This is a genomic window from uncultured Streptomyces sp. (assembly GCF_947488945.1).
GTDB lineage: Bacteria > Actinomycetota > Actinomycetes > Streptomycetales > Streptomycetaceae > Streptomyces.
On sequence record NZ_CANLBS010000003.1, the window covers coordinates 1 to 24,047 of the forward strand.

Below are 24,047 nucleotides of genomic sequence, written 5' to 3' on the forward strand. Positions count from 1 at the left end.
AACGAGGGACGCTCGTCGCGGCGCTCGAACGGACGGCCGCCACGGTCGTCACGACGGTCGCCACCGGAGCGGAAGCCGCCGCCGGTCGGACGGTCGTCACGACGGTCGCGGTTGAACGAGGGACGCTCGTCGCGGCGCTCGAACGGACGGCCGCCACGGTCGTCACGACGGTCGCCACCGGAGCGGAAGCCACCGGACGGACGGTCGTCACGACGGTCGTTGCTGCCGCGGAACGACGGGCGGTCGTTGCTGCCCCGGTAGCCGTTGCCGCCGGCGGGACGGCCGCTGCGCTCACCGAAACGGTCGTTGCTCCCGCGGTAACCACCGCGGTCGCCGCCGCGGTCGTCACGACGGTCGTCGCGGCGGCCGTAGTTGCCCCGCTCGTCGCGACGGTCCTCGCGGACGGCCGGCTGCTCCGGCACGGACGCGGCGGCGGCCTCGATGGCGGCCTCCGCCTCGGCGGCGACCTCGGCCACGGCCTGCTCCGGGTCGTCGCCCCGCTCGCGGGCGGCACGGGCGACCAGGCGGTCGGCCTCCTCGCGCAGCTCCACGGCGCGGCGCTGGACGCGCTCCAGCTGCTTCGTCAGGTCGGCGGCCTCGCGCTCGGCCTGCTTGGCGGCGTTGTTGGCGGAGTCGGCCTGGACCTCGGTGAGCGAGCGGGCGCCGGTGATCTCGGCGACCTCGGGCTCGAAGACGCCCGCGCCCTGGACGATGTGGCGCGAGGCGTCGACGCCCGCGTCCTCCATCAGCCGGAAGATCTGGCGGCGCTGGTGCGGGAGCGCCAGCGAGACGACGACACCGGACTTGCCGGCACGGGCGGTACGGCCCGAGCGGTGCAGGTAGTCCTTGTGGTCGCCGGCCGGGTCCACGTTCAGGACCAGGTCGATGCCGTCGACGTGGATGCCGCGGGCGGCGACGTCGGTGGCGACCAGGGCGTTGACGAAGCCCTTCTTGAAGTCTTCGAGGACGCGGGTGCGCGCGCCCTGCGTCATGCCGCCGTGCAGCGCGTCGGCCTTCACACCGGACTCGATGAGCTGCTCGGCGATGCGGTCGGCGCCCAGCTGGGTGCGGACGAAGATGATCGTGCGGCCCTTGCGGGCGGCGATGGCAGCGGTGACCGGCGCCTTGTCCTTCGGCTTCACGACGAGGACGTGGTGCGACATGGTCGAGACGTTGCCCTGGGCGCTGTCGACCTCGTGCGTGACCGGGTTGGTCAGGTAGCGCTTGACCAGGGTGCCGATCTCGTTCTCCATGGTGGCGGAGAAGAGCATCCGCTGGCCGCCGCCGGGGATCTGGTCGAGCAGCTCGGTGACCTCGGGCAGGAAGCCCAGGTCGGACATCTGGTCGGCCTCGTCGAGGACGGCGACCTGGACGTTGGCGAGCGAGCAGGCGCCGCGGTTGATGATGTCGCGCAGACGGCCCGGGGTGGCGACGAGGACGTCGACGCCGCGCTCCAGGGCGTAGATCTGGTTGCCCATCGAGGTACCGCCGCAGACGACCTTCATCTTGAGGCCGAGGACGTCGCCGTACGGCTGGAGGGCGTCCGCGACCTGCATCGCGAGCTCACGGGTCGGCGTGAGGATGATCGCGCGGGGCTTCTTCTTCTCGGTGTGGCCGCCGGCCAGCGCGGCCAGGGTCGGCAGACCGAAGGAGAGGGTCTTGCCGGAGCCGGTACGGCCGCGGCCCAGGATGTCCTTGCCGGCCAGGGCGTCCGGGATGGTCGCGGCCTGGATCGGGAAGGGGCTGGTCACACCGTTCTGCGCGAGCTTGCGGACGATGCCCTCGGGCAGTCCCAGGTCGCCGAAGGTGACGGTCGGCTCGGCGTCCTCGTCGGCCACGGCGGCCTCAGCCGGCTCGGCCGCGGCCTCGGGGGCGTCGGCCGGCTCGGCGGCGGAGGTCCGCGCGTCGTCGGAGACCGGCACGGTCTCGGCGTCGGCGGCGGGGGCCTCCGTCACGGGGGCCTGGGGGGCGTCGGCCAGGACGGCCTCGGCGGTGAGCACGGCGTTCTCGGCCGACTCGTTCTCGACGTTCTCGGGCATGACGGTGTGGTCAGAACTGGAAATTGACATGCGAAATGCGAAACCTTCCGGAGTCTCGGCACGCGCCCATAACTCCGTGATTCGCAATTTCGACCGCCTCAATGCGGTCCAGCCACGGCAAGGGAGAGTACGCGCCACACGGCGCTCTTCTGTGTCGGCGCCGGGCAATGGGATCAAACGATCTACTACCATACGCACCCTCCCCCACATTGCGCAAACCGCCCCCGTCTAAACGGGTCCCACCTGCGGTGATGCCTCCGGCGTGCGCAGCACCGCGGGCCGTCGGGCGACCCCGCGCGCCTCCATCCGGAACTGCGCCGCGGGCGACGCCGAGGGCGCGTCCGTGGGGTCCGGACCGGGGTCCGTCGGCGGTTCCGGTTCCGGACCGGGGTCGGTGCCCGGTCCCGGGTCCGGGTCGGAGACGGGTGGCTGCGAGGGTCCCGGCGGCTCGGACGGCTCCTCCCCGGTGCCGCCCGCACCGCCTTCGCCCGCGCCTCCGCCGGGCGCCCCGTCGCCGCCCGACACCCCGCCGCCCGACGCCCCGCCGTCCTGCGCCGCGGGCGGGGCCGCGTCCCCGGTACCACCCGGTTTCGCCGGGGCGCCGGACGCCGCTCCGCCGGCCGCGGCGGGCGTGGGGCTCGGGGAGGCGCCGGGGCTCGGGGGGCCGCCGCCGTCCGGCCTGAGATCTCCGTCACGGTCCGAGTAGGGGCGGGCGCCGCCCGGACCCGCCCCCGCTCCGGAGTCCTGCCCGCCGCCGTCGGGTTCGGCCGCGGTTCCGGCGGGCCCGCCGGAACGCGAGGGGCCCGGCGTGCCGTCCTCCCCGTCGACGCTCATGCACCCGGTGGACGCGGCGATCGTCAGCGCGGTGACGGCCGCCCAGCGCAGGGGTACGGACATGTGGCGCACTGGGCACCTCCGGTACGGAGTGAGGATGGGGGCTGCCGTGCCCAACTCCCCCGACCCCGCCGGGGACACGCCCGCGACGGCAACCCGCGCCCGGCGCCCGCTCGGCGCCCCGCTCGCGGACCGCTCGCGGACCGCGCTCAGCCGCCGAACCCGCCCGCGGCCTCCGCCCCCAGGAAGACCGCGCCGAACCCGGTCAGCAGGGACGCCGCCACGTTGGCGGCAGCGAGGAATCCCCGGCCGGTCCCGGCCAGCCGCAGCGTCTCGTACGAGAACGTGGAGTACGTCGTCAGCGCGCCGCAGAGCCCCGTACCGAGCAGCGCGTAGGCCGGGGCGGAGACGGCGGCGCCGGTGAGCACGCCGAGCAGCAGGCTGCCCGCGGCGTTGACGGTGAAGGTGCCCCACGGGAAGACGTCGTGGGGCGGTCCGGCCCCGTGGCGCGCCTGCACCGCACGGTCCGTCAGGTAGCGCAGCGGGGCGCCCGCGGCGCCGCCCGCCAGCACCAGCAGCCAGTGCGTCACCGGGCCCGCACCGCCCGCCGGCCCCGGTCCACGGCGGCCCGGGTGGCGGTCGTCGCCGCCCACACCGCGCCCAGCGCCGCCGCCACGGTGGCGCCGGCGTACGCCAGGGCGGTCAGGACCTCCTGACGCGCCAGGAGTTTCGAGACGTCGGCCGCGTACGTCGAGAAGGTGGTGAAGCCGCCGAGCACGCCGACGCCGAGGAACGGCCGCACCAGCGGGTGGGCGGGCACCGCCCGTTCGGCGACGAGCGCCATCAGGACGCCGATCAGCGCGCAGCCGGTGACGTTGACGGCGAAGACCGTCCACGGAAACGCGTCCGGGGCGGTCGGCCAGGCGAGGGTGGCGGCGTAGCGGGCGGCCGTGCCGAGGGCGCCGCCCGCGGAGACGGCGGCGAGCACCGGCCACGTGCCACCGGGCGCGGGGCCGTGCGGGTCCGCGGCGGGGTCGTCGTCCGGTCCCTGCGGGGCGGGGGCGGCCGGGCTCATCCGTAGCCGAGCGCGTGCAGGCGCTCGTCGTCGATGCCGAAGTGGTGCGCCACCTCGTGGACCACGGTGATCTCGGTCTCCGCGACCACCTCCTCGCGGCTCCCGCACATCCGCAGCGTCGGCCCCCGGTAGATCGTGATGCGGTCCGGCAGGACGCCCGCGTACCACTCGCCGCGGTCGGTCAGCGGGGTGCCCTCGTACAGGCCGAGCAGTTCGGGGTCGTCCGGGGCCGGTTCGTCCTCCACGAACACGGCGACGTTGTCCATCAGCCGGGTCAGCTCCGGCGGAATCCGGTCGAGCGCCTCGCTCACCAGTTCCTCGAACTCTTCGCGCGTCATCTCCAGCACCCCGCCATTGTCACGTACGCGCGCCCCTCCGCACCGCCCGCGCGCACCCTTCGCGCCTCCGCGCCCGGCCCCGAACGGACCACGACCGCATGCCCGGAAGCCGGACGGGGCATACGGGTCGAATGGTCCGCGCCACCTTCCGCTCCGCCGCCGCCCGTGCCACCGCCGCCGTCCGCTCCGTCCCGGCCCGTCTGCGCCGCTCACCGTCGGCCGGCCGCGGCCGGCCTCCGAAGTCCGCGCGGCCGGCCGGCGGCCCGGGGCCGAACCGGTTCCTCCGCGTGCTGGGCATGTTCGCCGTGGTCGTGCTGGGCGCCTGGCTCGGACTGCTGGTGCTGGGCGGCGTACGGACGCCGGTGGGCCCGATGGACGCCACCATGGCGCTGAAGCCGACGCTCACGGGCGGGTCGACCATCGACGTGTCGCCGCTCGGCGCGCTGGAGCTGGACTCCCACATCGGCCCGGTCCGGCTCGACGTGGACGTGGACCGGCTGGACCCGGAGCGCTCGCAGGCGCTGGTCGAGAAGCCGGAACGATTCTCCGGACTCCAGGACCAGGTGACCTCGGACGTCGCCGCGGGGGCCCGGAAACTGGCGGTGCGCTCCTGCGTGGCCGTCGTCTGCGGAGCCGCCGCGCTCGCCCTGGTGGTCTACCGCCGCCCGCGCCGCGCGCTGGCCGCCGGTGGCCTCGCCCTCGCACTGCTGGCCGGCTCGGGCGTCAGCGCGTACGCCACCTGGAACCCGGAGTCGGTGCTGGAGCCGAAGTTCTCCGGCCTGCTCTCCAGCGCCCCCTCGGTGGTCGGCGACGCCCGCTCGATCGTCTCCGACTTCGACGTCTACCAGCAGGAGCTCGCCCGGCTGGTCACCAACGTCACCCGGCTCTACGACGCGACCTCGACGCTCCCGGTGTACCAACCGGACCCGGGCACCCTGAGGGTGCTGCACGTCTCCGACATCCACCTGAACCCGGCCGCCTGGACCATCGTCGCCTCGCTGGTGAAGCAGTACGACATCGACGTGATCATCGACTCCGGCGACACCATGGACCACGGCACCACCGCCGAGAACGGCTTCCTGGACGCGGCGTCCTCGCTCGGCGCGCCCTATGTCTGGGTGCGCGGCAACCACGACTCGAAGGAGACCCAGGCGTACCTGAAGGGCCGCAAGAACGTGCGCGTCCTCGACGGGGGCGCGGCGGTCGACGTCGCCGGGCTGCGCGTCGCGGGCACCGGCGACCCGCAGTTCACCCCCGACCGCACGCTCGCCCGGGGCGGGGCGGCGGCCGAGCGCATGGAGGGGCTGCGGTTCGCCTCCGCCCTGCGCGACCAGGAGCGGGCGGGCACGCCGGTGGACATCGCGGTGACGCACGACCCGGAGCTCGCGCGGCAGACCGACGGGACCGTCCCGCTGGTGCTGGCCGGCCACGTGCACCACCGGGTCAACGAGGTGATGGAGCTCGGCACCCGGCTGAAGGTGGAGGGCTCGACCGGGGGCGGCGGGCTGCGGGCGGTGCAGAACGAGAAGCCGGAGAAGGTGCGCGCCTCGGTGCTCTACCTGGACCGCGCCACCCGCCGTCTACAGGCCTGGGACGAGATCACGCTGGGCGGTCTCGGGCTGACGACGGCCGAGGTCGGACGCCATCTGCCCGAGGAGAACCGGGTCCCCGCGTCCCCTTCGCCGACCCCTCCCAGCATCTCGCCGACGCCCCGTCCCTAAACCGTTTTGGCGTTCGCCCCGCCATCCCATATGCTTCTCACGTCCCCGACGCGCTGCAAAGCGAACCGGCGGGCCAATAGCCCTCATCGTCTAGTGGCCCAGGACGCCGCCCTTTCAAGGCGGTAGCACGGGTTCGAATCCCGTTGGGGGCACGCTTTACCGTGTGCGAGACTTGTCTCGCACATTGCTTGGTCCTGTGGAGCAGTTTGGAGTGCTCGCCACCCTGTCAAGGTGGAGGCCGCGGGTTCAAATCCCGTCAGGACCGCTGTAGCTCCCCGGAGCTGCGTGGCTGGGTAGCTCAGTTGGTACGAGCGATCGCCTGAAAAGCGATAGGTCGCCGGTTCGATCCCGGCCCCAGCCACCCCTCGGAAACCCCGTCCCCCGGACGGGGTTTCTCGCGTTGTACGCCTCACGCACCCGGCCCACCTCTCTCCGCACTGCGGCTCGCACCCGCCACGCTCCGGGTCCGCACCTCACCGGCGCAGCAGATACCAGCGCGGTATCATGCGCGTATGGCGATGACACTCCGGCTCCCCGACGACCTCGACGCGCAGCTCACCGCACGCGCCGAGCGCACCGGTCGCAGCAAGCAGGCCCTCGCCATCGAGGCGATCCGCGACGCCGAGGCCCGCGCCGAACTCAATGTGCACGACATCCTCGCCGAGCTGACGGACACCGACGCGGAGATCCTGGACTACCTGAAGTGAGCGCGGTCCGTCACGTCCAGCTCGACGAGATCCTGGCCGTCGCGGCCAAGGTCAACGGAACCGGGCACAGCGTGCGCGACCTCGGCCTGCTCGTCTCGGCCATCGAACGACCGCGCACCCACGTGTCCGGTGTCGAGCTGTACCCGGCGCTCCACGAGAAGGCGGCGGCCCTGCTGCACGCCCTCGCCCGCAACCACGCGCTGATCGACGGCAACAAGCCCACCGCCTGGCTCGCCATGCGTTTCTTCCTGCGCGTCAACGGCCTGCCCGCCGGGCATCCGGTTCCGCCGGTCGGGGAGGCGGGTCCGTTCGTCGAGGCCGTCGCCCAGGACCACGCCGACGTGCCCACGATCGCCAAGCGGCTCGCGGAGTGGTTCCCGGTCCCGTAGCCCGTCGCGGACCGGAATCGGGCGACCGCACCGCCTGTGGCCGGGGGCCCGGCCAGTACGAGCGATCGCCTCGAAACCGCTGGGGCCCCGGCCCGTCCGGACCGGCCCGGTGCCGGCGTGGTGAGCCCCTTCACCCCACGGGGTCCCCTTCCCGCGGCGACCGGTCCGCCGCGCGCCCCCGCCGCATCCGCACCGCGGCGACCAGCACCGCCGTGCCCGCCACCGCCGCCAGCAGCACTCCGTCCGGGACGCGCGCGCCGAGCCGCTGGGCCTCCGTCTCCAGGGCGAACGAGGAGTCCACGTCCAGCGGTCCGGGCAGCGCGGTGGTGCCGTCGTAGACGAGGAACAGCACGCCGATCAGCACGAAGAAGAGACCGGAGAGCAGCGTGGTGGTGTGCGCCTCGAAGCGGCCGATCCGCAGGGCCCGGCCGCGCAGCCATCGGCGGCGGCCGAGGTCGAACCGTTCCCAGAGCAGCGCCAGGACGAACAGCGGAACCGCCATGCCCAGCGCGTAGACCGCCAGCAGCAGCCCGCCGTAGACCGGACCGGACCCGACGGCCGCCACCGTCAGGACGCTGCCGAGAATGGGGCCCGCGCAGAAACCGGCCAGTCCGTAGACCGTGCCGAGCGCGTAGACCCGCACGATCGTGGTCGGCCTGATCCGGCCGCCGAGGGCGGCCAGCCGGCGCGGGGCGAAGCCGACGCCGAGGACCTGCGCCACGCCCAGCGCGACGATCAGCCACCCGGCCCCGAGGACGAGCGCGTCCCGGTGCCCGGTGAAGAACCGGCCTGCGTACGAGCCCGCCGCGCCGAGCGGTACGAGGGTGGTGGCGAGGCCCGCCCAGAAGACGCCGGTGCGGACCAGCAGCCGGGAGGCGGAGTCGAGCGAGTAGGCGAAGAAGGCGGGCAGCAGCAGGGCGCTGCACGGGCTGACCAGCGCCAGCAGTCCGCCGAGGAAGGCGGCGAAGTACCCGGTTCCGGCGCTCACCGGACCGGATCCGCCATGACGCCAGGGACTGCGGACGGGTCGGCGGAGGCGGTTCCGGCGGAGGCGGTTCCGGCGGAGGCGGTTGCGGCCGAGCCGGCCGGGGCGTTTCCCGAGCGTTCCGCTTCGGCGGCGGCGGCGTCGATCGCGTCGAAGAAGGTGTCGGTGGGCTGCGCCCCCGCCATCGGGACGCCGTTGATCAGGAAGGACGGGGTGGAGGAGACACCGATGCGGGTCCCCTCCGCGCGGTCCGCGCGGAGCGCCGCCTCGGCCGCCCCGGAGTCGAGGTCGGTCCGGAAGCGGTCCAGGTCGGGCACGCCCGCGGTCTCGGCCAGCTCCAGCAGCCGGGCCGCGTCGAATCCGCGTTCCTTGGCGCCTTCCGCGAAGGCGGCCCGGTGGAAGGCGTGGAACCTGCCCTGCCGGCCGGCGGCCCACGCGGCACGGGCGGCGCGCTCGGACTCCGCCCCGAAGAGCGGGTAGTTGCGCCACTCGATGCGCAGGGTGCCGTTCTCCACGTACTTCTCGATCAGGGCTGGTTCGGTGTCGCGGGCGAACTTCCCGCAGTAGCCGCACCGGAAGTCCGCGTACTCCACCAGCACCACGGGCGCGTCCGTCCGCCCGACGGCGAGCCCGTCGGCGGGGTCGCGGCGGGCCGACCGGGACAGGGCCGGGCCGGACTCCCCGGCGGCGGCATGTTCGGCGGATCCGCCGGCCGGGGTGCCGGACGGCGCGGTCGCCCGGTACGAGGCGTAGCCGAGCAGGGCGGAAGCCGCGACGACGGCGGCCCCGAAAAGCAGGGGGGTCCGGGAGGCTTTCGCGGACAGGGGCATGCGGCACTCCGTGGGCGAAGGGGCGGCGGGAACAGAGGGTGGAGAGAGAAGGAGCGGAAGCGGGGCGTGAACGGCCGGGGCCGGATCAGCGCGCGGCGCGGTGCCGCTGACCGGCGGATATCCCCACCGGCCCGGCGAACGGGGCGGACGCCGCCCCCTGCGGTGCGCGGGCCCGGCCGACGTTCCGGCTGCGGGTCCGGTCGGCGTCCCGGCAGCGGGACGCGCGGGGCCGGGTCGCGCGGCGCGGGCAGTGGGGCGCGCGGGCCTGCGGTACACGGAACCGCCCTTCTGCGCCGGGGCGTTCCCGGCGTCCGGATGGAAGTGAGCGTACGGGGCGCGCCCCGGCGCACATCCGTTCCCCGCCCCACGCCCACCCTCCGGAGTGACCCCGCGCGAGGCCAGTGGGGCGGTCCGGCGCACTCCACACGTAATCGGTTCGCCACCTCTCGGGCCCGGGTGCGATCCTGGTGGCCGTATGTCTACTTCCTTCGGTGATCTCCAGTCCCAGCTCGGACAGCTCTCGCTCCGTGACGCGAACCGGCTCGGCCGGCGTCTCGAAGGCGCGCGCCGCATCCGCAAGCCCGAGGCCCGCCAGTCCGTCCTGGACGAGATCGCGGCCGAGGCGGGCTCCGCGGCCGAACGGCTCGCCGAGCGCGCCGCCCGCGTGCCGACCGTGTCGTACCCCGACCAGCTCCCCGTCAGCCAGAAGAAGGACGAGATCCTGGAGGCGATACGCGACCACCAGGTCGTGATCGTCGCCGGTGAGACCGGCTCCGGCAAGACCACGCAGATCCCCAAGATCTGCATGGAACTGGGGCGCGGCGTCCGGGGCATGATCGGGCACACCCAGCCCCGCCGGATCGCGGCCCGAACGGTCGCGGAACGGATCGCGGAGGAGCTGGACACCCCGCTCGGCGAGACCGTGGGCTGGAAGGTCCGCTTCACCGACCAGGTGAACCCCGCGTCGACCTTCGTGAAGCTGATGACGGACGGCATCCTGCTCGCCGAGATCCAGACGGACCGCGAGCTGCTCGCCTACGACACGATCATCATCGACGAGGCCCACGAGCGGTCGCTGAACATCGACTTCCTGCTCGGCTACCTGGCCAGGCTGCTGCCCCGGCGCCCGGACCTCAAGGTCGTCGTCACCTCGGCGACGATCGACCCGGAGCGGTTCTCCCGCCACTTCGGCGACGCCCCGATCGTCGAGGTCAGCGGGCGTACGTATCCGGTCGAGGTGCGCTACCGGCCGCTGCTGGAGGAGGACAGCTCCGACGCCGACCGGGACCAGATCACCGCGATCTGCGAGGCGGTCGACGAGCTCCAGGGCGAGGGCCCCGGAGACGTGCTGGTCTTCCTCTCCGGCGAACGCGAGATCCGGGACACCGCGGACGCGCTGAACAAGCGCAACCTCAGACACACCGAGGTGCTGCCGCTCTACGCCCGCCTCTCGCACGCCGAGCAGCACCGGGTCTTCCAGCGCCACACCGGCCGCCGGATCGTGCTGGCCACCAACGTCGCCGAGACCTCGCTGACGGTCCCCGGCATCAAGTACGTGATCGACCCGGGCACCGCCCGCATCTCCCGCTACAGCCACCGCACGAAGGTCCAGCGGCTGCCGATCGAGCCGGTCTCGCAGGCCAGCGCCAACCAGCGCAAGGGCCGCTGCGGCCGTACCTCGGACGGCATCTGCATCCGGCTGTACTCCGAGGACGACTTCCTGACCCGGCCGGAGTTCACCGACGCGGAGATCCTGCGCACCAACCTGGCCTCCGTCATCCTCCAGATGACCGCCGCCGGTCTCGGCGAGATCGAGAAGTTCCCCTTCATCGACCCGCCGGACCACCGCAACATCCGTGACGGCGTCCAGCTCCTGCAGGAGCTCGGCGCGCTGGAGACGGAGGAGACGGCCGGCGAGGGCGGGAAGAAGGGGCAGCGGCTCACGCCGCTCGGCCGCAAGCTCTCCCAGCTCCCGGTCGACCCGCGGCTCGCCCGCATGGTGCTGGAGGCCGACCGCAACGGGTGCGCCCGCGAGGTGATGGTGATCGCCGCGGCGCTGTCGATCCAGGACCCGCGCGAGCGGCCGTCCGAGAAGCAGACGCAGGCCGACCAGCAGCACGCCCGGTTCAAGGACGAGACCTCCGACTTCCTCGCCTACCTCAACCTGTGGAACTACGTCCGCGAGCAGCAGAAGGAGCGCGGCTCCTCCAGCTTCCGCCGGATGTGCAAGCAGGAGTACCTGAACTTCCTGCGCATCCGCGAATGGCAGGACATCTACGCCCAGCTGCGCACGGTCGCCAAGCAGATGGGGATCAAGGTCGAGGAGCCGGCGGCGGACGCGTCGGTGCCGGAGCAGGCGGTGCACACCTCGCTGCTCGCCGGACTGCTGTCGCACATCGGGCTGAAGGACACCGAGAAGAACGAGTACCTGGGCGCCCGCAGCGCCAAGTTCGCGATCTTCCCGGGTTCGGCGCTGTTCAAGAAGCAGCCCCGGTTCGTGATGTCGGCGGAGCTGGTCGAGACGTCCCGGCTGTGGGCGCGGGTCAACGCGAAGATCGAGCCGGAGTGGATCGAGCCGCTGGCCCAGCACCTGCTCAAGCGCACCTACAGCGAGCCGCACTGGGAGAAGGACCAGGCGGCGGTCATGGCCTACGAGCGGGTCACCCTCTACGGGGTGCCGATCATCGCCCAGCGCAAGATCAATTTCGGCCGGATCGACCAGGAGGCGTCGCGCGACCTGTTCATCCGCAACGCCCTGGTCGAGGGCGACTGGCGCACTACCCACCAGTTCTTCCACGACAACCGCAAACTCCTCGGTGAGGTCGAGGAGTTGGAGCACCGCGCGCGGCGCCGCGACATCCTCGTGGACGACGAGACGCTGTTCGATTTCTACGACCGGCGCATTCCGGAACACGTGGTCTCCGGCGCGCACTTCGACTCCTGGTGGAAGCACAAGCGCCGCGACGAGCCGGACGCGCTCGACTTCGAGCGCTCGATGCTCATCAACGAGAAGGCCGGCGCCGTCACCAAGGACGACTACCCGGACTCCTGGCGGCAGGGGAAGCTCAAGTTCAAGGTCACCTACCAGTTCGAGCCCGGCGCGGACGCGGACGGCGTCACCGTCCACGTACCGCTCCAGGTGCTCAACCAGGTCACCTCCGAGGGCTTCGACTGGCAGATCCCGGGCCTGCGCGAGGAGGTCGTCACCGAGCTGATCCGGTCGCTCCCCAAGCCGATCCGGCGCCACTACGTCCCCGCGCCGAACTACGCCGACGCCTTCCTGGACCGGGCGGTGCCGCTCCAGGAACCGCTGCCGGTGACGCTGGCCCGCGAGCTCCAGCGGATGGTCGGCGTCCCGGTGACCGCCGACGACTTCGACCTGGGCCGGGTACCGGACCACCTGAAAATCACGTTCCGGATCGTCGACGAGCGCCGCCGCAAGGTCGCCGAGGACAAGGACCTGGAGGCGCTCAAGCTCCAGCTGCGCCCGAAGGCCCGCAAGGCGCTCTCCCAGGCCGCCGCGGCCACCGCGGGCCCCTCCGGCGTCTCCATCGAGCGCTCGGGGCTCACCGCTTGGACCATCGGGACCCTGGACAAGGTCTTCGAGACCCGGCGGGCCGGGCAGCCCGTGAAGGCGTACCCGGCCCTGGTGGACCAGGGCGCGACGGTCGCGGTGCGGCTCTTCGACACGGAGGCCGAACAGCAGCAGGCGATGTGGCGGGGCACCCGCAGGCTGATCATGCTCAACATCCCGGTGAACCCCGCGAAGTTCGCCTCCGACAAGCTCACCAACCAGCAGAAGCTCGCCCTCTCCCGCAATCCGCACGGATCGGTGCAGGCCCTCTTCGAGGACTGCGCGACGGCGGCTGCCGACCGCCTGATCGCGGCGCACGGCGGGCCCGCCTGGGACGAGGAGTCGTTCCGTCGGCTGTTCGACAAGGTCCGCGCCGATCTGGTGGACCTCACGGTCCGCACCGTCGGCCAGGTCCAGCAGATCCTGGCCGCCTGGCAGGCGTGCGAGCGCCGGCTGAAGACCACGAACAGCCTAACGCTGGTGGCCAACGTCGCGGACGTGAAGGACCAGTTGGCGCGGCTGATGCCGGCCGGGTTCGTCACCGCCACCGGGCTGCGCAGGCTGCCGGACCTGATGCGCTATCTGGTCGCCGCCGACCGCCGGCTCCAGCAGATGCCGACCTCCGTCCAGCGCGACACCACGCGCATGGAGAAGGTCCACGAGATGCAGGACGAGTACGCGTGGCTGCTGGAGCAACTGCCGCAGGGCAGGCCGGTTCCGCAGGAGGTGCTGGACATCCGCTGGATGATCGAGGAGCTGCGGGTCAGCTACTTCGCGCACGCGCTGGGTACGGCGTTCCCGGTCTCGGACAAGCGGATCGTGAAGGCCATCGACGCGGCGGCCCCGTAGGAACGGGGCGAAAACGGGCGTACCGGGCCGCCGCCCCGGAGGGCTCGCTTCGTGAGCGGGCCGCCACCCGGAGTGAGTTCGACCTGGCCCCGCCACCTCCTGTAGAGTCTGGTTTCGCAGCCGCACGAGAGAGCGGAAGCGAAAACCTGGTCCTGTGGAGCAGTTTGGAGTGCTCGCCACCCTGTCAAGGTGGAGGCCGCGGGTTCAAATCCCGTCAGGACCGCAGTAGACGAAGGCCCGGATCCCCTGGATCCGGGCCTTCGTGCATGCCGGGGTGCACCTCAGGACGCGCCCCGGCATGCCGCCCGGCGGCCCTACGCCGCCCGCCGAGCCCGCCGGGACGTCCCGCAACTCCGGGGAACCACTCACGGGGCCCGGAAGGCCCGGAGCGGCCCGCGACGGCGCGCGGCGTCCACCGGGCGCCCCACGGCCTGCGCCCAGCCGGCCCCGGCACCTGGAGCACGGAGGCGGGACCCATGGAAGCGGGACGCGCGGACCCCGAACGCCCGACGCCTCCGCGGGAGCCCGGCCGCGCGCGGACCGGGGGCGGACCCCAGAGGGCGGACCTCGGGCACGGACCTCGGGCGCGGACCCCGTGCGGACCCCGGGACGGGGGGCGAAAGACCCCTCGCTCGGTGACCATCGGCGCGGTTCCGGCACCTGTGCGAGTGGCACGCTGGTAGTCGACGGGCGACCGGCCAGTGTGACGGGAGTCACCGAACTAGTTTTCAGAAGGGGGGAATTTACACCCTCCCTACAACTGGCGAATTTAATATGTGCAATTGCACCAGCTCGACAGCCTCTCCGGGCCCGCCTCCGCCCGGCGCCTCCCCGCCGTCGCGCGCCCTCCGCCCGCACCTCTCACGGTCGCGCGCGCAGCCTGCCGAGCCCGTCCGGCGACCTCCCCCGGCGTACGGAGCAGGCACCGCCAAGGAATTCGGAACCAGTCATTCCGCCCCCTTCCCCGGCTGTCCCACCCCGCCGTCCGGTCCGGGACGGCCGCGTCCGGGCCCTTCCCCGAGACCGTCGGGACGGCGCGGAGGGCGGTCCGCGGACGCCCTGGCCCCCGACCCACCGGCCGGTAGCGCAGGGGTCCACCGGCCGGCCCGGGGCACAAAAAAGATCGCACCGGACCCGGCGGAGTCCAGTGCGATCCATGACGACGTGCCCGAATCACACAGGTATGACGCCCGTTGGGGCAGGCGTCCGTCGTTTACGGCTATGGGTGGGCGGCTGCGGCTGGGGGACCGTCAGCAGCCCAGGGTTGTGACGCGGCGACAGGGGTGTGTCAGGCCTCGCTGCGCTGCTGCGGAATACCCGCAAGCAGTGCGCGGACCTCTGCCTCGCGGTACCGGCGATGTCCACCGAGCGTGCGGATGGACGTGAGCTTGCCTGCCTTCGCCCAACGGGTGACCGTCTTCGGGTCCACGCGGAACATCGTGGCAACCTCAGCCGGGGTCAGCAGCGGCTCGGCATCAGGGGTGCGAGCGGTCATGAGCGGCCTCCTCGGGAGAACCGAACCTTCTCGGTTCTTTCCTCTAAATTCTGCACCTTGACCCGCGTTGCCCGAAATGGCGGACGCGGGCCGAGTCGGTTATAGGACGAACGGCTTGTCCTCGGCACTACAACTACACCATCGGCTCAGCCGCTTCGGCCAAACCGATGGAATTGCCCTCCCAGGTGTTCATCAGCGACGGATGCCGATGGACCATGCCATAGCGGACAGTCACGCCACCGTGACGATCAGTCACAGTGGCGTTCGGGGGTCACCAGACCCCCCAAAGCGTGTGCAATGCTGAACATTCCGCCCCTACTTGGGCGGAAGGGGCCCTCCCCGGACTCCTTGTCCTATTTTGGCATGAGGAGTAGGGATAGGCGCAAGGGCCCCCTTAGTGCCGTCCGTCACGCTTGGCGGCAAAGGCCCGGTTCAGGACGTTGGACCTAGGACTGCGGGAGTAGCCACTCACCCCGGCCGCCCCGGCTGTCCCTCCCGTCACACGGGACGCAGGTCACTCCCCATCAGTTCCCCTCACATCTCCGCCTCCTCCGAACGCCTCCGCGCGCAACCGGCGCGCTCCCGTCGACGAGCGTCCGGCGCGGGGCCCGCCGACCCACCCGCTCCCGGATACCGCCGGGGCGGTCCGGGCAGGGCCCCTCCGGAGCCCCTCCCGCCCGCCGTCCGACTGTCACGGCAGGAGGTTGCCCCACTTCCATGCCGTTGATGCCGCTGTGTTCCGATTCACGTCAATTGGCGTTCTGGAGGTTACGGACCGCCCGCCAGCGCTCCGCGAGCCGGGCGTACGCCTCCCCCGCGCCGTCACCGTCCCCGGCGCGCAGCGCCGCGATGCCCTCGGCCACGTCGGCCGCCGACCGGTCGTCCGCCAGGGCCCGGCCGTCCAGGGCGTGCACCAGGCCGCCGTAGTCCAGCTCGACCAGGGAGCGCGGGTGGAACTCCTCCAGCCAGCGGCCGACGTCCACCAGACCGGCGGCGAGCGGCCCCTCGTCCACCGTCTCCCGCAGCGTCTTCAACGTCCTGGCCAGCCGGCGGCGGGCCTCCACCATCGGGGTCCGGTAGCGCAGCAGGGGGCCCTTCTCGCCGGATTCCCCGTCCTCCCGGCCGGCCGGCACGTAGAGGCGGTCGGCGTCGGAGAAGAGCACGAACCAGCGCACCGGGACGTGCCACACGGTCGACCTGATCCACGGCCGGGCGTCCGGGTTCCGGCGCCGCCACCGCTCGTGGTCGGTCGCGGCCTGGCCCCGGACCACCGCCGGCAGCACCGCGTCCAGCACTTTGGCCGGAAACAGATCCTCGAGTTCCTCCAGCGCGAGCCAGCCGCGGAGCCGGGTGCGCCACGGACAGACGCACACCTCTCCGTCGACCTCCGCCACGAACGCGTCGCCGCTCTCGTGCACCGGCACCCCGACGGGCGGCGTGGCGAGCAAGTCGGCGAGCGAACCGCGCAGTTCGTCCTGCGCGGTCGGCAGTACCGCGCGGCGCGCGTAGCGGGCCCAGTGGGCCCGCTCGGGCTCCTGGAACGCGGCGAGGGGCTCGTAGACCCGGAGGTAGGACGCGTACGGGACAACCACTGAAGACACCACCGACATGGACAGATCGTGTCACGCCGGTACTCCCTGGGGGTGATCTTCGGCACGGCGGCGGATGTCGGCGCGGGCAGGAATTACTGTCGTGCCCAGTCGGGCCGTCCCCACCGGCCGGCCCGCGGCCCTTGCCACCTTCACAAGGGCTTCCCGCCGCTTCGTACTTGGGAGTCACCACAGTGACCGATGTGACCGACGGCGTCCTGCACACCCTGTTCCATTCGGATCAGGGGGGCCACGAGCAAGTCGTGATCTGCCAGGACCGTGCCAGCGGCCTCAAGGCCGTCATCGCCCTCCACTCCACCGCGCTGGGCCCCGCCCTCGGCGGCACCCGCTTCCACCCGTACGCGACCGAGGCCGAGGCCGTCGCCGACGCGCTCAACCTCTCGCGCGGAATGTCGTACAAGAACGCCCTGGCCGGGCTCGACCACGGCGGCGGCAAGGCCGTCGTGATCGGCGACCCGGAACAGTTCGAGGGCGTGCGCAGAACGGAACTCCTGCTCGCCTACGGCCGGTTCGTCGCCTCGCTCGGCGGCCGCTACGTCACCGCGTGCGACGTGGGCACGTACGTGGCGGACATGGACGTGGTGGCCCGCGAGTGCCGCTGGACCACGGGCCGGTCCCCGGAGAACGGCGGCGCGGGCGACTCGTCGGTGCTCACCGCGTTCGGTGTCTTCCAGGGCATGCGGGCCTCGGCCCAGCACCAGTGGGGCGACCCCACGCTGCGCGGACGCAAGGTCGGCGTCGCCGGCGTCGGGAAGGTCGGCCGCCACCTGGTCGCGCATCTGCTGGCGGACGGCGCGGAGGTCGTGGTCACCGACGTCCGCGAGGAGTCGGTGCGCGGGATCGTCGAGGCGCATCCCGAGGTGACGGCGGTCGCCGACACCGACGCGTTGATCCGCGTGCCCGGACTCGACGTCTACGCGCCGTGCGCCCTCGGCGGCGCGCTGAACGACGAGAGCGTTCCGGCCCTGACCGCGCGGGTGGTGTGCGGGGCGGCCAACAACCAGCTCGCCCACCCCGGCATCGAGAAGGACCTCGCGGACCGCGGAATCCTCTACGCGCCGGACTACGTGGTGAACGCCGGCGGTGTCATCCAGGTCGCCGACGAGCTGAACGGGTTCGACTTCGACCGGTGCCGGACCAAGGCCGCGAAGATCTTCGACACCACGCTGGCCATATTCGCAACAGCGAAGGAGGACGGGATCCCGCCGGCCGCCGCGGCGGACCGGATCGCCGAGCGGAGGATGGCCGAGGCGCGGAGTCGGTGAGCCGTCCCCGGGTTCCTCCGCGATCCGGAGGAGCCCGGGGGGAGCACGCCGGCCGGGGCCGGGAGACATGCCTCACCCCGGTCGGCGGGTCGGAGGCCGGGAAGAGGTTAAAATCGCAGTTGACCAGCGAGGACGGAGCGCCTCGCCGGTCCTGCACCGGGGCGCAACATGCGGGCGGCGTACCGTAGGGCCACGGAAGCAGGTACCGTTGAAGCTCTACGGGCGCGGTCTCTCAGCCGAGAGTCCGTCCTGAAACATGAACGCGTGTCAAGACTCTGGGGCCGTCGAGCCCCGTCACCGAGGGGGTCGAGCCATGGGGCGCGGCCGGGCAAAGGCCAAGCAGACCAAGGTCGCCCGCCAGCTGAAGTACAGCAGCGGCGGGACGGACCTGTCGCGTCTGGCCAATGAGCTGGGCGCATCGCCTTCGAGTCAACCACCGAACGCCGAGCCGTTCGAGGACGACGACGAGGAAGATGACCCGTACGCACAGTACGCGGATCTGTACAACGACGACGAGGACGACGACGAGGACGGCCAGTCCGGACCGTCGTCCCAGCGCCGCGGCGCTTGACCTCGCGCTGACACATTCACCCGGTCCTGGTTCGTCCCGGACCGGGTTTTGTGCTGTCCGGATCCAGCACCTCGGACGCGTGCGGGGGCTTCGTCCCACCGGGCCGGCGATCCGTCCGTCCGGCCGCGGGGGTGCCCCCGCGGTGCCGGACGGACCGGGCCGAAGCGGTCAGCGGGCGTAGTCGCCGGTCAGGGCGGCGCCGGTGGCGTGGTCGCCGCGGTCGGTGATCTCGCCCGCCACCCAGGAGTCGACCCCCCGGTCGGCCAGCGTCGTCAGCGCCACGTCCACGGACTCCGGCGGCACGATCGCGATCATGCCGACGCCCATGTTCAGCGTCTTCTCCAGCTCCAGGCGCTCGACCCGCCCGGTCCGGCCGACCACGTCGAAGACCGCGCCGGGCGTCCAGGTCGCACGGTCGACCGTGGCGTGCAGTCCCTCCGGGACGACGCGGGCCAGGTTGTTGGCGAGGCCGCCGCCGGTGACGTGGCTGAACGCGTGCACGTCGGTGGTGCGGGTGAGCGCCAGGCAGTCCAGCGAGTAGATCCTGGTGGGTTCCAGCAGTTCCTCGCCGAGCGTCCGCCCGAACTCATCCACCTGGCGGTCCAGCGTCCAGCCGGCCCGGTCGAAGACGACGTGGCGCACGAGCGAGTACCCGTTGGAGTGAAGCCCGGACGACGCCATGGCGATGACCACGTCACCCTTGCGGATGCGGTGGGCGCCGAGCAGCCGGTCCGCCTCGACCACACCGGTACCGGCGCCGGCCACGTCGAAGTCGTCGGGGCCGAGCAGGCCCGGATGTTCGGCGGTCTCGCCGCCGACGAGGGCGCAGCCGGCCAGCACGCAGCCCTCCGCGATGCCCTTCACGATGGCCGCGACACGCTCGGGGAACACCTTGCCGACGCAGATGTAGTCGGTCATGAAGAGCGGTTCGGCGCCGCAGACGACGAGGTCGTCCACGACCATCCCGACCAGGTCGTGGCCGATGGTGTCGTACACGCCCATGCGGCGGGCGAGGTCGACCTTGGTGCCGACGCCGTCGGTGGCGGAGGCCAGCAGGGGCCGCTCGTACCGCTTGAGCGCCGAGGCGTCGAAGAGGCCGGCGAAGCCGCCGAGGCCGCCGAGGCCCGCGACCTCGGGGCGCTGCGTCTTCTTCACCCACTCCTTCATCAGCTCGACCGCGCGGTCGCCCGCGTCGATGTCGACGCCGGCCGCCGCGTAGGAAGCACCTGTTGTCTCAGACATGGTCCGGGATCTTTCGTGTGGGAATACGGGGCTGGAGGGGACGGAACCGGTCGGTCCGGATCACGGACGACGCAGCGCGTCGGACGCCGCGGTCGCGGCGGGACCGGCGGCCAGCTCGGTCTCCAGCAGCTGCTTGCCGAGCAGCTCCGGGTCCGGGAGCTCCATCGGGTATTCGCCGTCGAAGCAGGCGCGGCAGAGGTTGGGCTTTTCGATCGTCGTCGCCTCGATCATGGAGTCGATCGAGATGTAGGCGAGCGAGTCGGCCCCCATCGAGGTGGCGATCTCGTCGACCGTCATGCCGTTGGCGATGAGCTCGGCGCGGGTGGCGAAGTCGATCCCGAAGAAGCAGGGCCACTTCACCGGCGGCGAGGAGATCCGGATGTGGATCTCGGCCGCCCCGGCCTCGCGGAGCATCCGGACCAGTGCGCGCTGGGTGTTGCCGCGGACGATCGAGTCGTCCACCACCACCAGGCGCTTGCCCTTGATGACTTCCTTGAGCGGGTTCAGCTTGAGGCGGATGCCGAGCTGGCGGATGGTCTGCGAGGGCTGGATGAAGGTCCGGCCGACGTAGGCGTTCTTGACCAGTCCGGCGCCGAACGGAATGCCGCTGGCCTCCGCGTAGCCGATGGCCGCGGGGGTGCCGGATTCCGGCGTCGCTATGACGAGGTCCGCCTCGGCGGGGGCCTCGGCGGCGAGCCGCCGGCCCATCTCGACACGGGAGAGGTAGACGTTCCGGCCGGCGATGTCGGTGTCCGGACGCGCCAGGTAGACGTACTCGAAGACGCAGCCCTTGGGCTTCGCTTCCGCGAAGCGGGAGGTGCGCAGGCCGTTCTCGTCGATGGCGACGAGCTCGCCCGGCTCGATCTCGCGGACGAAGCTGGCGCCGCAGATGTCGAGAGCGGCGGACTCGGAGGCCACCACCCAGCCACGCTCCAGCCGGCCGAGGACCAGCGGGCGGATGCCCTGCGGGTCGCGGGCCGCGTAGAGGGTGTGCTCGTCCATGAAGACCAGCGAGAAGGCGCCGCGGACCTGGGGCAGCACCTGGGTGGCGGCCTCCTCGACGGTGAGCGGCTTGCCCTCGTCGTCGGTCTGGCCGGCCAGCAGCGCGGTCACCAGGTCGGTGTCGTTGGTCGCCGCGACCTGGGTGGCGCGGCCGTCCTTGCGGGGCAGGTCGGCGACCAGCTCGGCGAGCTGCGCCGTGTTGACCAGGTTGCCGTTGTGTCCGAGGGCGATCGAGCCGTGCGCGGTCGCACGGAACGTCGGCTGCGCGTTCTCCCACACCGAGGCACCGGTGGTGGAGTAGCGGGCATGACCGACCGCGATATGGCCCTGGAGCGACCCCAGAGACGTTTCGTCGAAGACTTGCGAGACCAGTCCCATGTCCTTGAAGACCAGGATCTGGGACCCGTTGCTCACTGCGATGCCCGCGGACTCCTGTCCACGGTGCTGCAGGGCATACAGTCCGAAATAGGTGAGCTTGGCGACCTCTTCGCCGGGAGCCCAGACACCGAAGACGCCGCAAGCGTCCTGGGGTCCTTTCTCGCCGGGGAGCAGGTCGTGGTTGAGTCGTCCATCACCACGAGGCACGGCACCGAGTGTAGGCGAGATCGACCACTGGTCCGAATTGGGTACGGGCCGGGCCCACGTCCGGGGAGCGCCCCGGACGTGGGCCGGAGCACCGTCCTGGGGGCCGCTCGCGGGGGCCCGGACGATCACGCATCGTGATCCGGACCGGGCGGGCGGAACGTCCCGATCCGCGTTCGACCGGCTCCCTCCCCGGAGATGCGGCCGATTCCGGCGGTGGGCGCCCCGCCCCCGCGACGGAGCGCGGGCCCGGCCGCCGGTGGCGCTCCGTGAGTCCGCCCGCAAGGTTCCGCCGGCCGTTCCGACCGGGCGGTCCGTGGTGAGCCTCACATCGTCGCCGCCCGGTTCGGAGCCGTTCGCAGGGCGGTGTCGCCGCACGTCGCGGGGCCGGGGGCGCTCCCGGCGGGGGTCGGTGCGGGTCCGGGGGCACCGCCGCGTCCGGATCGCGGTCGGCCGTTCCGAGGGGCGAGACGATCGTTGACAGGCGCACGACTGCTTGGCAGGCTCCTGGGCCATGCAGCCGCCACGTGATCGTTCGGTCACGCTCGTCGAGCGCCGCCACGTCGATCTGGGACGTGTGTCGAGCGCCATCTGTCGCTGCCACTGATCCGTTCCGGCCCCGCCGACGGGTCCGCCCACGCGCGCCCATCCCTCTTCGCCGTCCGCCGCCCCGGCCCTCCCGCCCCGTGCCGTACCCGCACGCCTTCGTGCGCCGGAGCACGCCGGAGCGGGGCGTCCCACGAGGGTCGTACGCGCCGGAGCGAGCCGCGGGCACCCGTGACCGGAGCCGCCCGGTCTCCCGCGTGGACGCCCCTCCGCACCCGGTGAAGGCGCACGTCCCCGCACACCCTGCACCCGCACGCCCCCGTCCTCCCCCACGCCTCCGTCCGGTCCGTGCCCCCGCGCGGCCGCCCCCTCGCCAGGAGCCCTCATGCCTGAGTCCTCGCCTTCGCTTTCGAACACAGGTTCGCCCGAGCAGTCCTCCGGCCCGCTCTCCCGCCGGGCGTTCTCCGCCGCCGTGGGCGCCACCGCCGCCACCGCCGCCGTCGGGCTGTCGGCCGGACAGGCGGCCGCCGCCCCGGCCGGTCCCGCCGGGACGCCCGAGGGCGAACGGCCCTTCCGTGCGGCCCGGGGCAAGCACTCCAAGCGGCCGAACATCCTGTTCATCCTCGCCGACGACCTCGGCTGGGCCGACCTCTCCTCCTACGGCGCGCCCCACATCGACACCCCGAACCTGGACGCCCTGGCCAGGGGCGGCGTCCGCTTCACCGACGCGTACTCGGGATCCGCGACCTGCTCCCCCACCCGCTTCAGCCTCTACACCGGCCGCTACCCGGGCCGCACCAAGGGCGGGCTCGCCGAGCCGATCGCCGACCGGTCCGTCGGCCTGGAGCCCACCCACCCGACGCTCGCCTCGCTGCTGCGCACCTCCGGGTACGCGACCGCACTCATCGGCAAGTGGCACTGCGGCTACCTCCCCGACTACAGCCCCACCAAGTCCGGTTGGGACGAGTTCTTCGGCAACTTCGGCGGCGCGCTGGAGTACTACTCCAAGCTCGGGCTCGACGGGAGCTACGACCTCTACGAGGGCGACGCCGAGTACAAGGACCTGCGCTACTACACCCGCATCCTGACCGAGCGGGCCAGCGAGTACGTCCGGCGCGACCACGACAAGCCGTGGCTGCTGAACCTCAACTTCACGACGCCGCACTGGCCGTGGATCGCGGACGGCGACGTCGAGGAGAGCGCGGAGGTCGTCCGGAAGATCAAGGCGGGCGGCTTCGGCGGCCTCTTCCACGCGGACGGCGGCTCGGTCGCGAAGTACAAGCAGATGGTCGAGGACCTCGACCGGTCGGTCGGCGAGGTGCTCAAGGCACTGCGGAAGTCCGGGCAGGAGGAGAACACCCTGGTCTTCTTCGCCAGTGACAACGGTGGCGAGCGGTTCTCCTACCAGTGGCCGCTGTCCGGCAACAAGAGCTCCCTCCAGGAGGGCGGCATCCGGGTCCCCGCGCTGCTGCGCTGGCCCGCCCGGATCGACGGCCGCCAGGTCAGCGACCTGCCGGTGTTCACCCCGGACTGGACCGCCACCCTGCTGGAACTGGCGGGCACCCGCCCCCACCCGGCCTACCCGCTGGACGGCGTCAGCCTCGCCGGATACCTGCTGCGCGGCGAACGGCCCGCGGAGCGCGACCTGTTCTGGCGGGTGCGCGGGGAGCGGGCGCTGCGCCGCGGCGACTGGAAGTACTACCGCGGCGCCGGCGGCCCCGACCAGCTCTTCGACCTCGCCGAGGACCAGCGGGAGCAGGCGAACCGCGCCGCCGCCGAACCGGCCCTGCTGGCCGAGCTGCGGGCCTCGTGGGAGCGGACCGACGCGGAGCTGCTGCCGTACCCGGCCTGACCGCGGGGCCGGCCGCACCCCCGCCCCCGCTCACTCCGGGGCGGGGGTGCCGTCGCCGTCCACGGCCGTCGCCCTCACCCCCGCGCCCCCGCGCGCGGTGAGGGAGAGGCCGCGGTCCTCGACGGCGTAGGACAGCTCGCCCCGGAGCACCGCGGTCAGGGCGCGTTCCAGCTCCGTCCGGGGGCCGGGACAGAGCTTGCGGGTGGTGGCGAGCGGGCCGAGGGTGACGGTCGTGCCGGCGATCGTCGCCTCCCCCCGGAAGGTGTTGCAGCCGAGGCTGCCGTGCACCGTCCCGTCCTCGCCGAAGGTGAGATCCGCCCGGCCCTCGCTGCCCGTCGGCAGCGCCCGGGCGCGGGGGGTCTCGCCGGAGAGCAGGCCGGTCACCTTCCAGACGGTGCCGGTCAGGGGCGCGCCGGTCCCGGGCGAACCGCCCCCGTCGTCGGCGCCGGTCCCTCCGGAGCCGGTCCGCCCGCCGCAGGCGGTGAGGGCGAGGAGGGCCAGGAGACTGAGGGTCACACGGTGTCCGTACATACGGCTGTGA

Annotated in this window: 20 protein-coding genes and 4 tRNA genes; 12 read left to right on the forward strand and 12 right to left on the reverse strand. The window is 72.6% G+C overall.

What is annotated here, in order from left to right; translation table 11 throughout:
- From Q0994_RS04385 to Q0994_RS04405, 5 genes are all read right to left on the reverse strand, one after another.
- A partial coding sequence (locus tag Q0994_RS04385; protein ID WP_299529283.1) for a DEAD/DEAH box helicase occupies nucleotides 1-2,039 on the reverse strand: 2,039 nt, incomplete at its 3' end.
- 228 nt (nucleotides 2,040-2,267) lie between these two features.
- Nucleotides 2,268-2,936, reverse strand: a complete 669-nt coding sequence (locus Q0994_RS04390; protein WP_363325529.1) for a hypothetical protein — start codon at nucleotides 2,934-2,936, stop codon at nucleotides 2,268-2,270.
- Nucleotides 2,937-3,082: 146 nt separating this feature from the next.
- On the reverse strand, nucleotides 3,083-3,463 hold the full coding sequence (locus Q0994_RS04395; protein ID WP_299529287.1) for a CrcB family protein: 381 nt from the start codon (nucleotides 3,461-3,463) through the stop codon (nucleotides 3,083-3,085).
- Nucleotides 3,460-3,948, reverse strand: a complete 489-nt coding sequence (locus tag Q0994_RS04400) for a CrcB family protein (protein WP_299529289.1) — start codon at nucleotides 3,946-3,948, stop codon at nucleotides 3,460-3,462. Before Q0994_RS04400 ends, Q0994_RS04395 begins: the two co-directional genes overlap by 4 nt.
- On the reverse strand, nucleotides 3,945-4,295 hold the full coding sequence (locus tag Q0994_RS04405) for a metallopeptidase family protein (RefSeq protein WP_299529291.1): 351 nt from the start codon (nucleotides 4,293-4,295) through the stop codon (nucleotides 3,945-3,947). The genes Q0994_RS04400 and Q0994_RS04405 overlap by 4 nt, the downstream gene beginning before the upstream one ends.
- A 122-nt stretch (nucleotides 4,296-4,417) precedes the next feature.
- Here Q0994_RS04405 and Q0994_RS04410 point away from each other — a divergent pair, with 122 nt between their 5' ends.
- From Q0994_RS04410 to Q0994_RS04435, 6 genes are all read left to right on the forward strand, one after another.
- Nucleotides 4,418-6,007, forward strand: coding sequence for a metallophosphoesterase (locus Q0994_RS04410; protein WP_299529293.1), 1,590 nt, complete (start codon nucleotides 4,418-4,420; stop codon nucleotides 6,005-6,007).
- Nucleotides 6,008-6,086: 79 nt separating this feature from the next.
- Nucleotides 6,087-6,159: transfer RNA gene (locus tag Q0994_RS04415), tRNA-Glu, on the forward strand.
- A 38-nt stretch (nucleotides 6,160-6,197) separates the two neighbouring features.
- Nucleotides 6,198-6,272 (forward strand) — tRNA-Asp (locus tag Q0994_RS04420).
- Between the two features lie 22 nt (nucleotides 6,273-6,294).
- Nucleotides 6,295-6,368 (forward strand) — tRNA-Phe (locus Q0994_RS04425).
- Between the two features lie 151 nt (nucleotides 6,369-6,519).
- Complete coding sequence (locus tag Q0994_RS04430) at nucleotides 6,520-6,714, forward strand: ribbon-helix-helix protein, CopG family (protein WP_299529295.1); 195 nt, start codon at nucleotides 6,520-6,522, stop codon at nucleotides 6,712-6,714.
- The gene (locus Q0994_RS04435; protein ID WP_299529297.1) at nucleotides 6,711-7,103 is read left to right on the forward strand and encodes a type II toxin-antitoxin system death-on-curing family toxin; all 393 of its coding nucleotides are present in this window, start codon (nucleotides 6,711-6,713) and stop codon (nucleotides 7,101-7,103) included. The genes Q0994_RS04430 and Q0994_RS04435 overlap by 4 nt, the downstream gene beginning before the upstream one ends.
- Nucleotides 7,104-7,233: 130 nt before the next feature.
- Here Q0994_RS04435 and Q0994_RS04440 read toward each other — a convergent pair whose 3' ends face one another.
- Entirely contained in the window at nucleotides 7,234-8,091 is an 858-nt protein-coding gene (locus tag Q0994_RS04440; protein ID WP_299529299.1) for a cytochrome c biogenesis CcdA family protein, read from the reverse strand.
- The gene (locus Q0994_RS04445) at nucleotides 8,088-8,918 is read right to left on the reverse strand and encodes a thioredoxin domain-containing protein (RefSeq protein ID WP_299529301.1); all 831 of its coding nucleotides are present in this window, start codon (nucleotides 8,916-8,918) and stop codon (nucleotides 8,088-8,090) included. Before Q0994_RS04445 ends, Q0994_RS04440 begins: the two co-directional genes overlap by 4 nt.
- A gap of 475 nt (nucleotides 8,919-9,393) precedes the next feature.
- Here Q0994_RS04445 and hrpA point away from each other — a divergent pair, with 475 nt between their 5' ends.
- Entirely contained in the window at nucleotides 9,394-13,341 is a 3,948-nt protein-coding gene (gene hrpA, locus Q0994_RS04450; RefSeq protein WP_299529304.1) for an ATP-dependent RNA helicase HrpA, read from the forward strand.
- Between the two features lie 148 nt (nucleotides 13,342-13,489).
- Nucleotides 13,490-13,564, forward strand: a tRNA-Asp gene (locus tag Q0994_RS04455).
- 1,065 nt (nucleotides 13,565-14,629) lie between these two features.
- Here the strand turns inward: Q0994_RS04455 and bldC are convergent.
- Nucleotides 14,630-14,836 (reverse strand): developmental transcriptional regulator BldC, encoded by a 207-nt coding sequence (gene bldC, locus Q0994_RS04460; RefSeq protein WP_003949541.1) that lies wholly within the window; start codon nucleotides 14,834-14,836, stop codon nucleotides 14,630-14,632.
- Nucleotides 14,837-15,585: 749 nt separating this feature from the next.
- Nucleotides 15,586-16,446: a hypothetical protein gene (locus Q0994_RS04465; RefSeq protein ID WP_299529307.1), complete on the reverse strand. Its 861-nt coding sequence runs from the start codon at nucleotides 16,444-16,446 to the stop codon at nucleotides 15,586-15,588.
- A gap of 173 nt (nucleotides 16,447-16,619) precedes the next feature.
- Here Q0994_RS04465 and Q0994_RS04470 point away from each other — a divergent pair, with 173 nt between their 5' ends.
- Together Q0994_RS04470 and Q0994_RS04475 are read left to right on the forward strand one after the other, a co-directional pair.
- Nucleotides 16,620-17,711 carry a Glu/Leu/Phe/Val dehydrogenase dimerization domain-containing protein gene (locus Q0994_RS04470; RefSeq protein ID WP_299529309.1) on the forward strand — a complete coding sequence of 364 codons (1,092 nt, stop codon included), beginning with the start codon at nucleotides 16,620-16,622 and terminating at the stop codon, nucleotides 17,709-17,711.
- Nucleotides 17,712-18,024: 313 nt separating this feature from the next.
- Nucleotides 18,025-18,282 carry a DUF3073 domain-containing protein gene (locus Q0994_RS04475; protein WP_299529311.1) on the forward strand — a complete coding sequence of 86 codons (258 nt, stop codon included), beginning with the start codon at nucleotides 18,025-18,027 and terminating at the stop codon, nucleotides 18,280-18,282.
- 168 nt (nucleotides 18,283-18,450) lie between these two features.
- On the opposite strand, the gene purM is transcribed toward Q0994_RS04475, so the two are convergent.
- On the reverse strand, nucleotides 18,451-19,524 hold the full coding sequence (gene purM / locus Q0994_RS04480; protein WP_299529313.1) for a phosphoribosylformylglycinamidine cyclo-ligase: 1,074 nt from the start codon (nucleotides 19,522-19,524) through the stop codon (nucleotides 18,451-18,453).
- Between the two features lie 60 nt (nucleotides 19,525-19,584).
- Nucleotides 19,585-21,111 (reverse strand): amidophosphoribosyltransferase, encoded by a 1,527-nt coding sequence (gene purF / locus Q0994_RS04485; protein WP_299529314.1) that lies wholly within the window; start codon nucleotides 21,109-21,111, stop codon nucleotides 19,585-19,587.
- Between the two features lie 511 nt (nucleotides 21,112-21,622).
- Between purF and Q0994_RS34115 the strand changes: the two genes are divergently transcribed.
- Both Q0994_RS34115 and Q0994_RS04490 read left to right on the forward strand, forming a co-directional pair.
- Nucleotides 21,623-21,715 (forward strand): putative leader peptide, encoded by a 93-nt coding sequence (locus tag Q0994_RS34115; protein WP_363325530.1) that lies wholly within the window; start codon nucleotides 21,623-21,625, stop codon nucleotides 21,713-21,715.
- A gap of 324 nt (nucleotides 21,716-22,039) precedes the next feature.
- Nucleotides 22,040-23,506: a sulfatase gene (locus Q0994_RS04490; RefSeq protein WP_299529316.1), complete on the forward strand. Its 1,467-nt coding sequence runs from the start codon at nucleotides 22,040-22,042 to the stop codon at nucleotides 23,504-23,506.
- Nucleotides 23,507-23,536: 30 nt separating this feature from the next.
- Here Q0994_RS04490 and Q0994_RS04495 read toward each other — a convergent pair whose 3' ends face one another.
- On the reverse strand, nucleotides 23,537-24,022 hold the full coding sequence (locus Q0994_RS04495; RefSeq protein WP_299529318.1) for an META domain-containing protein: 486 nt from the start codon (nucleotides 24,020-24,022) through the stop codon (nucleotides 23,537-23,539).
- Nucleotides 24,023-24,047: the final 25 nt, after the last annotated feature.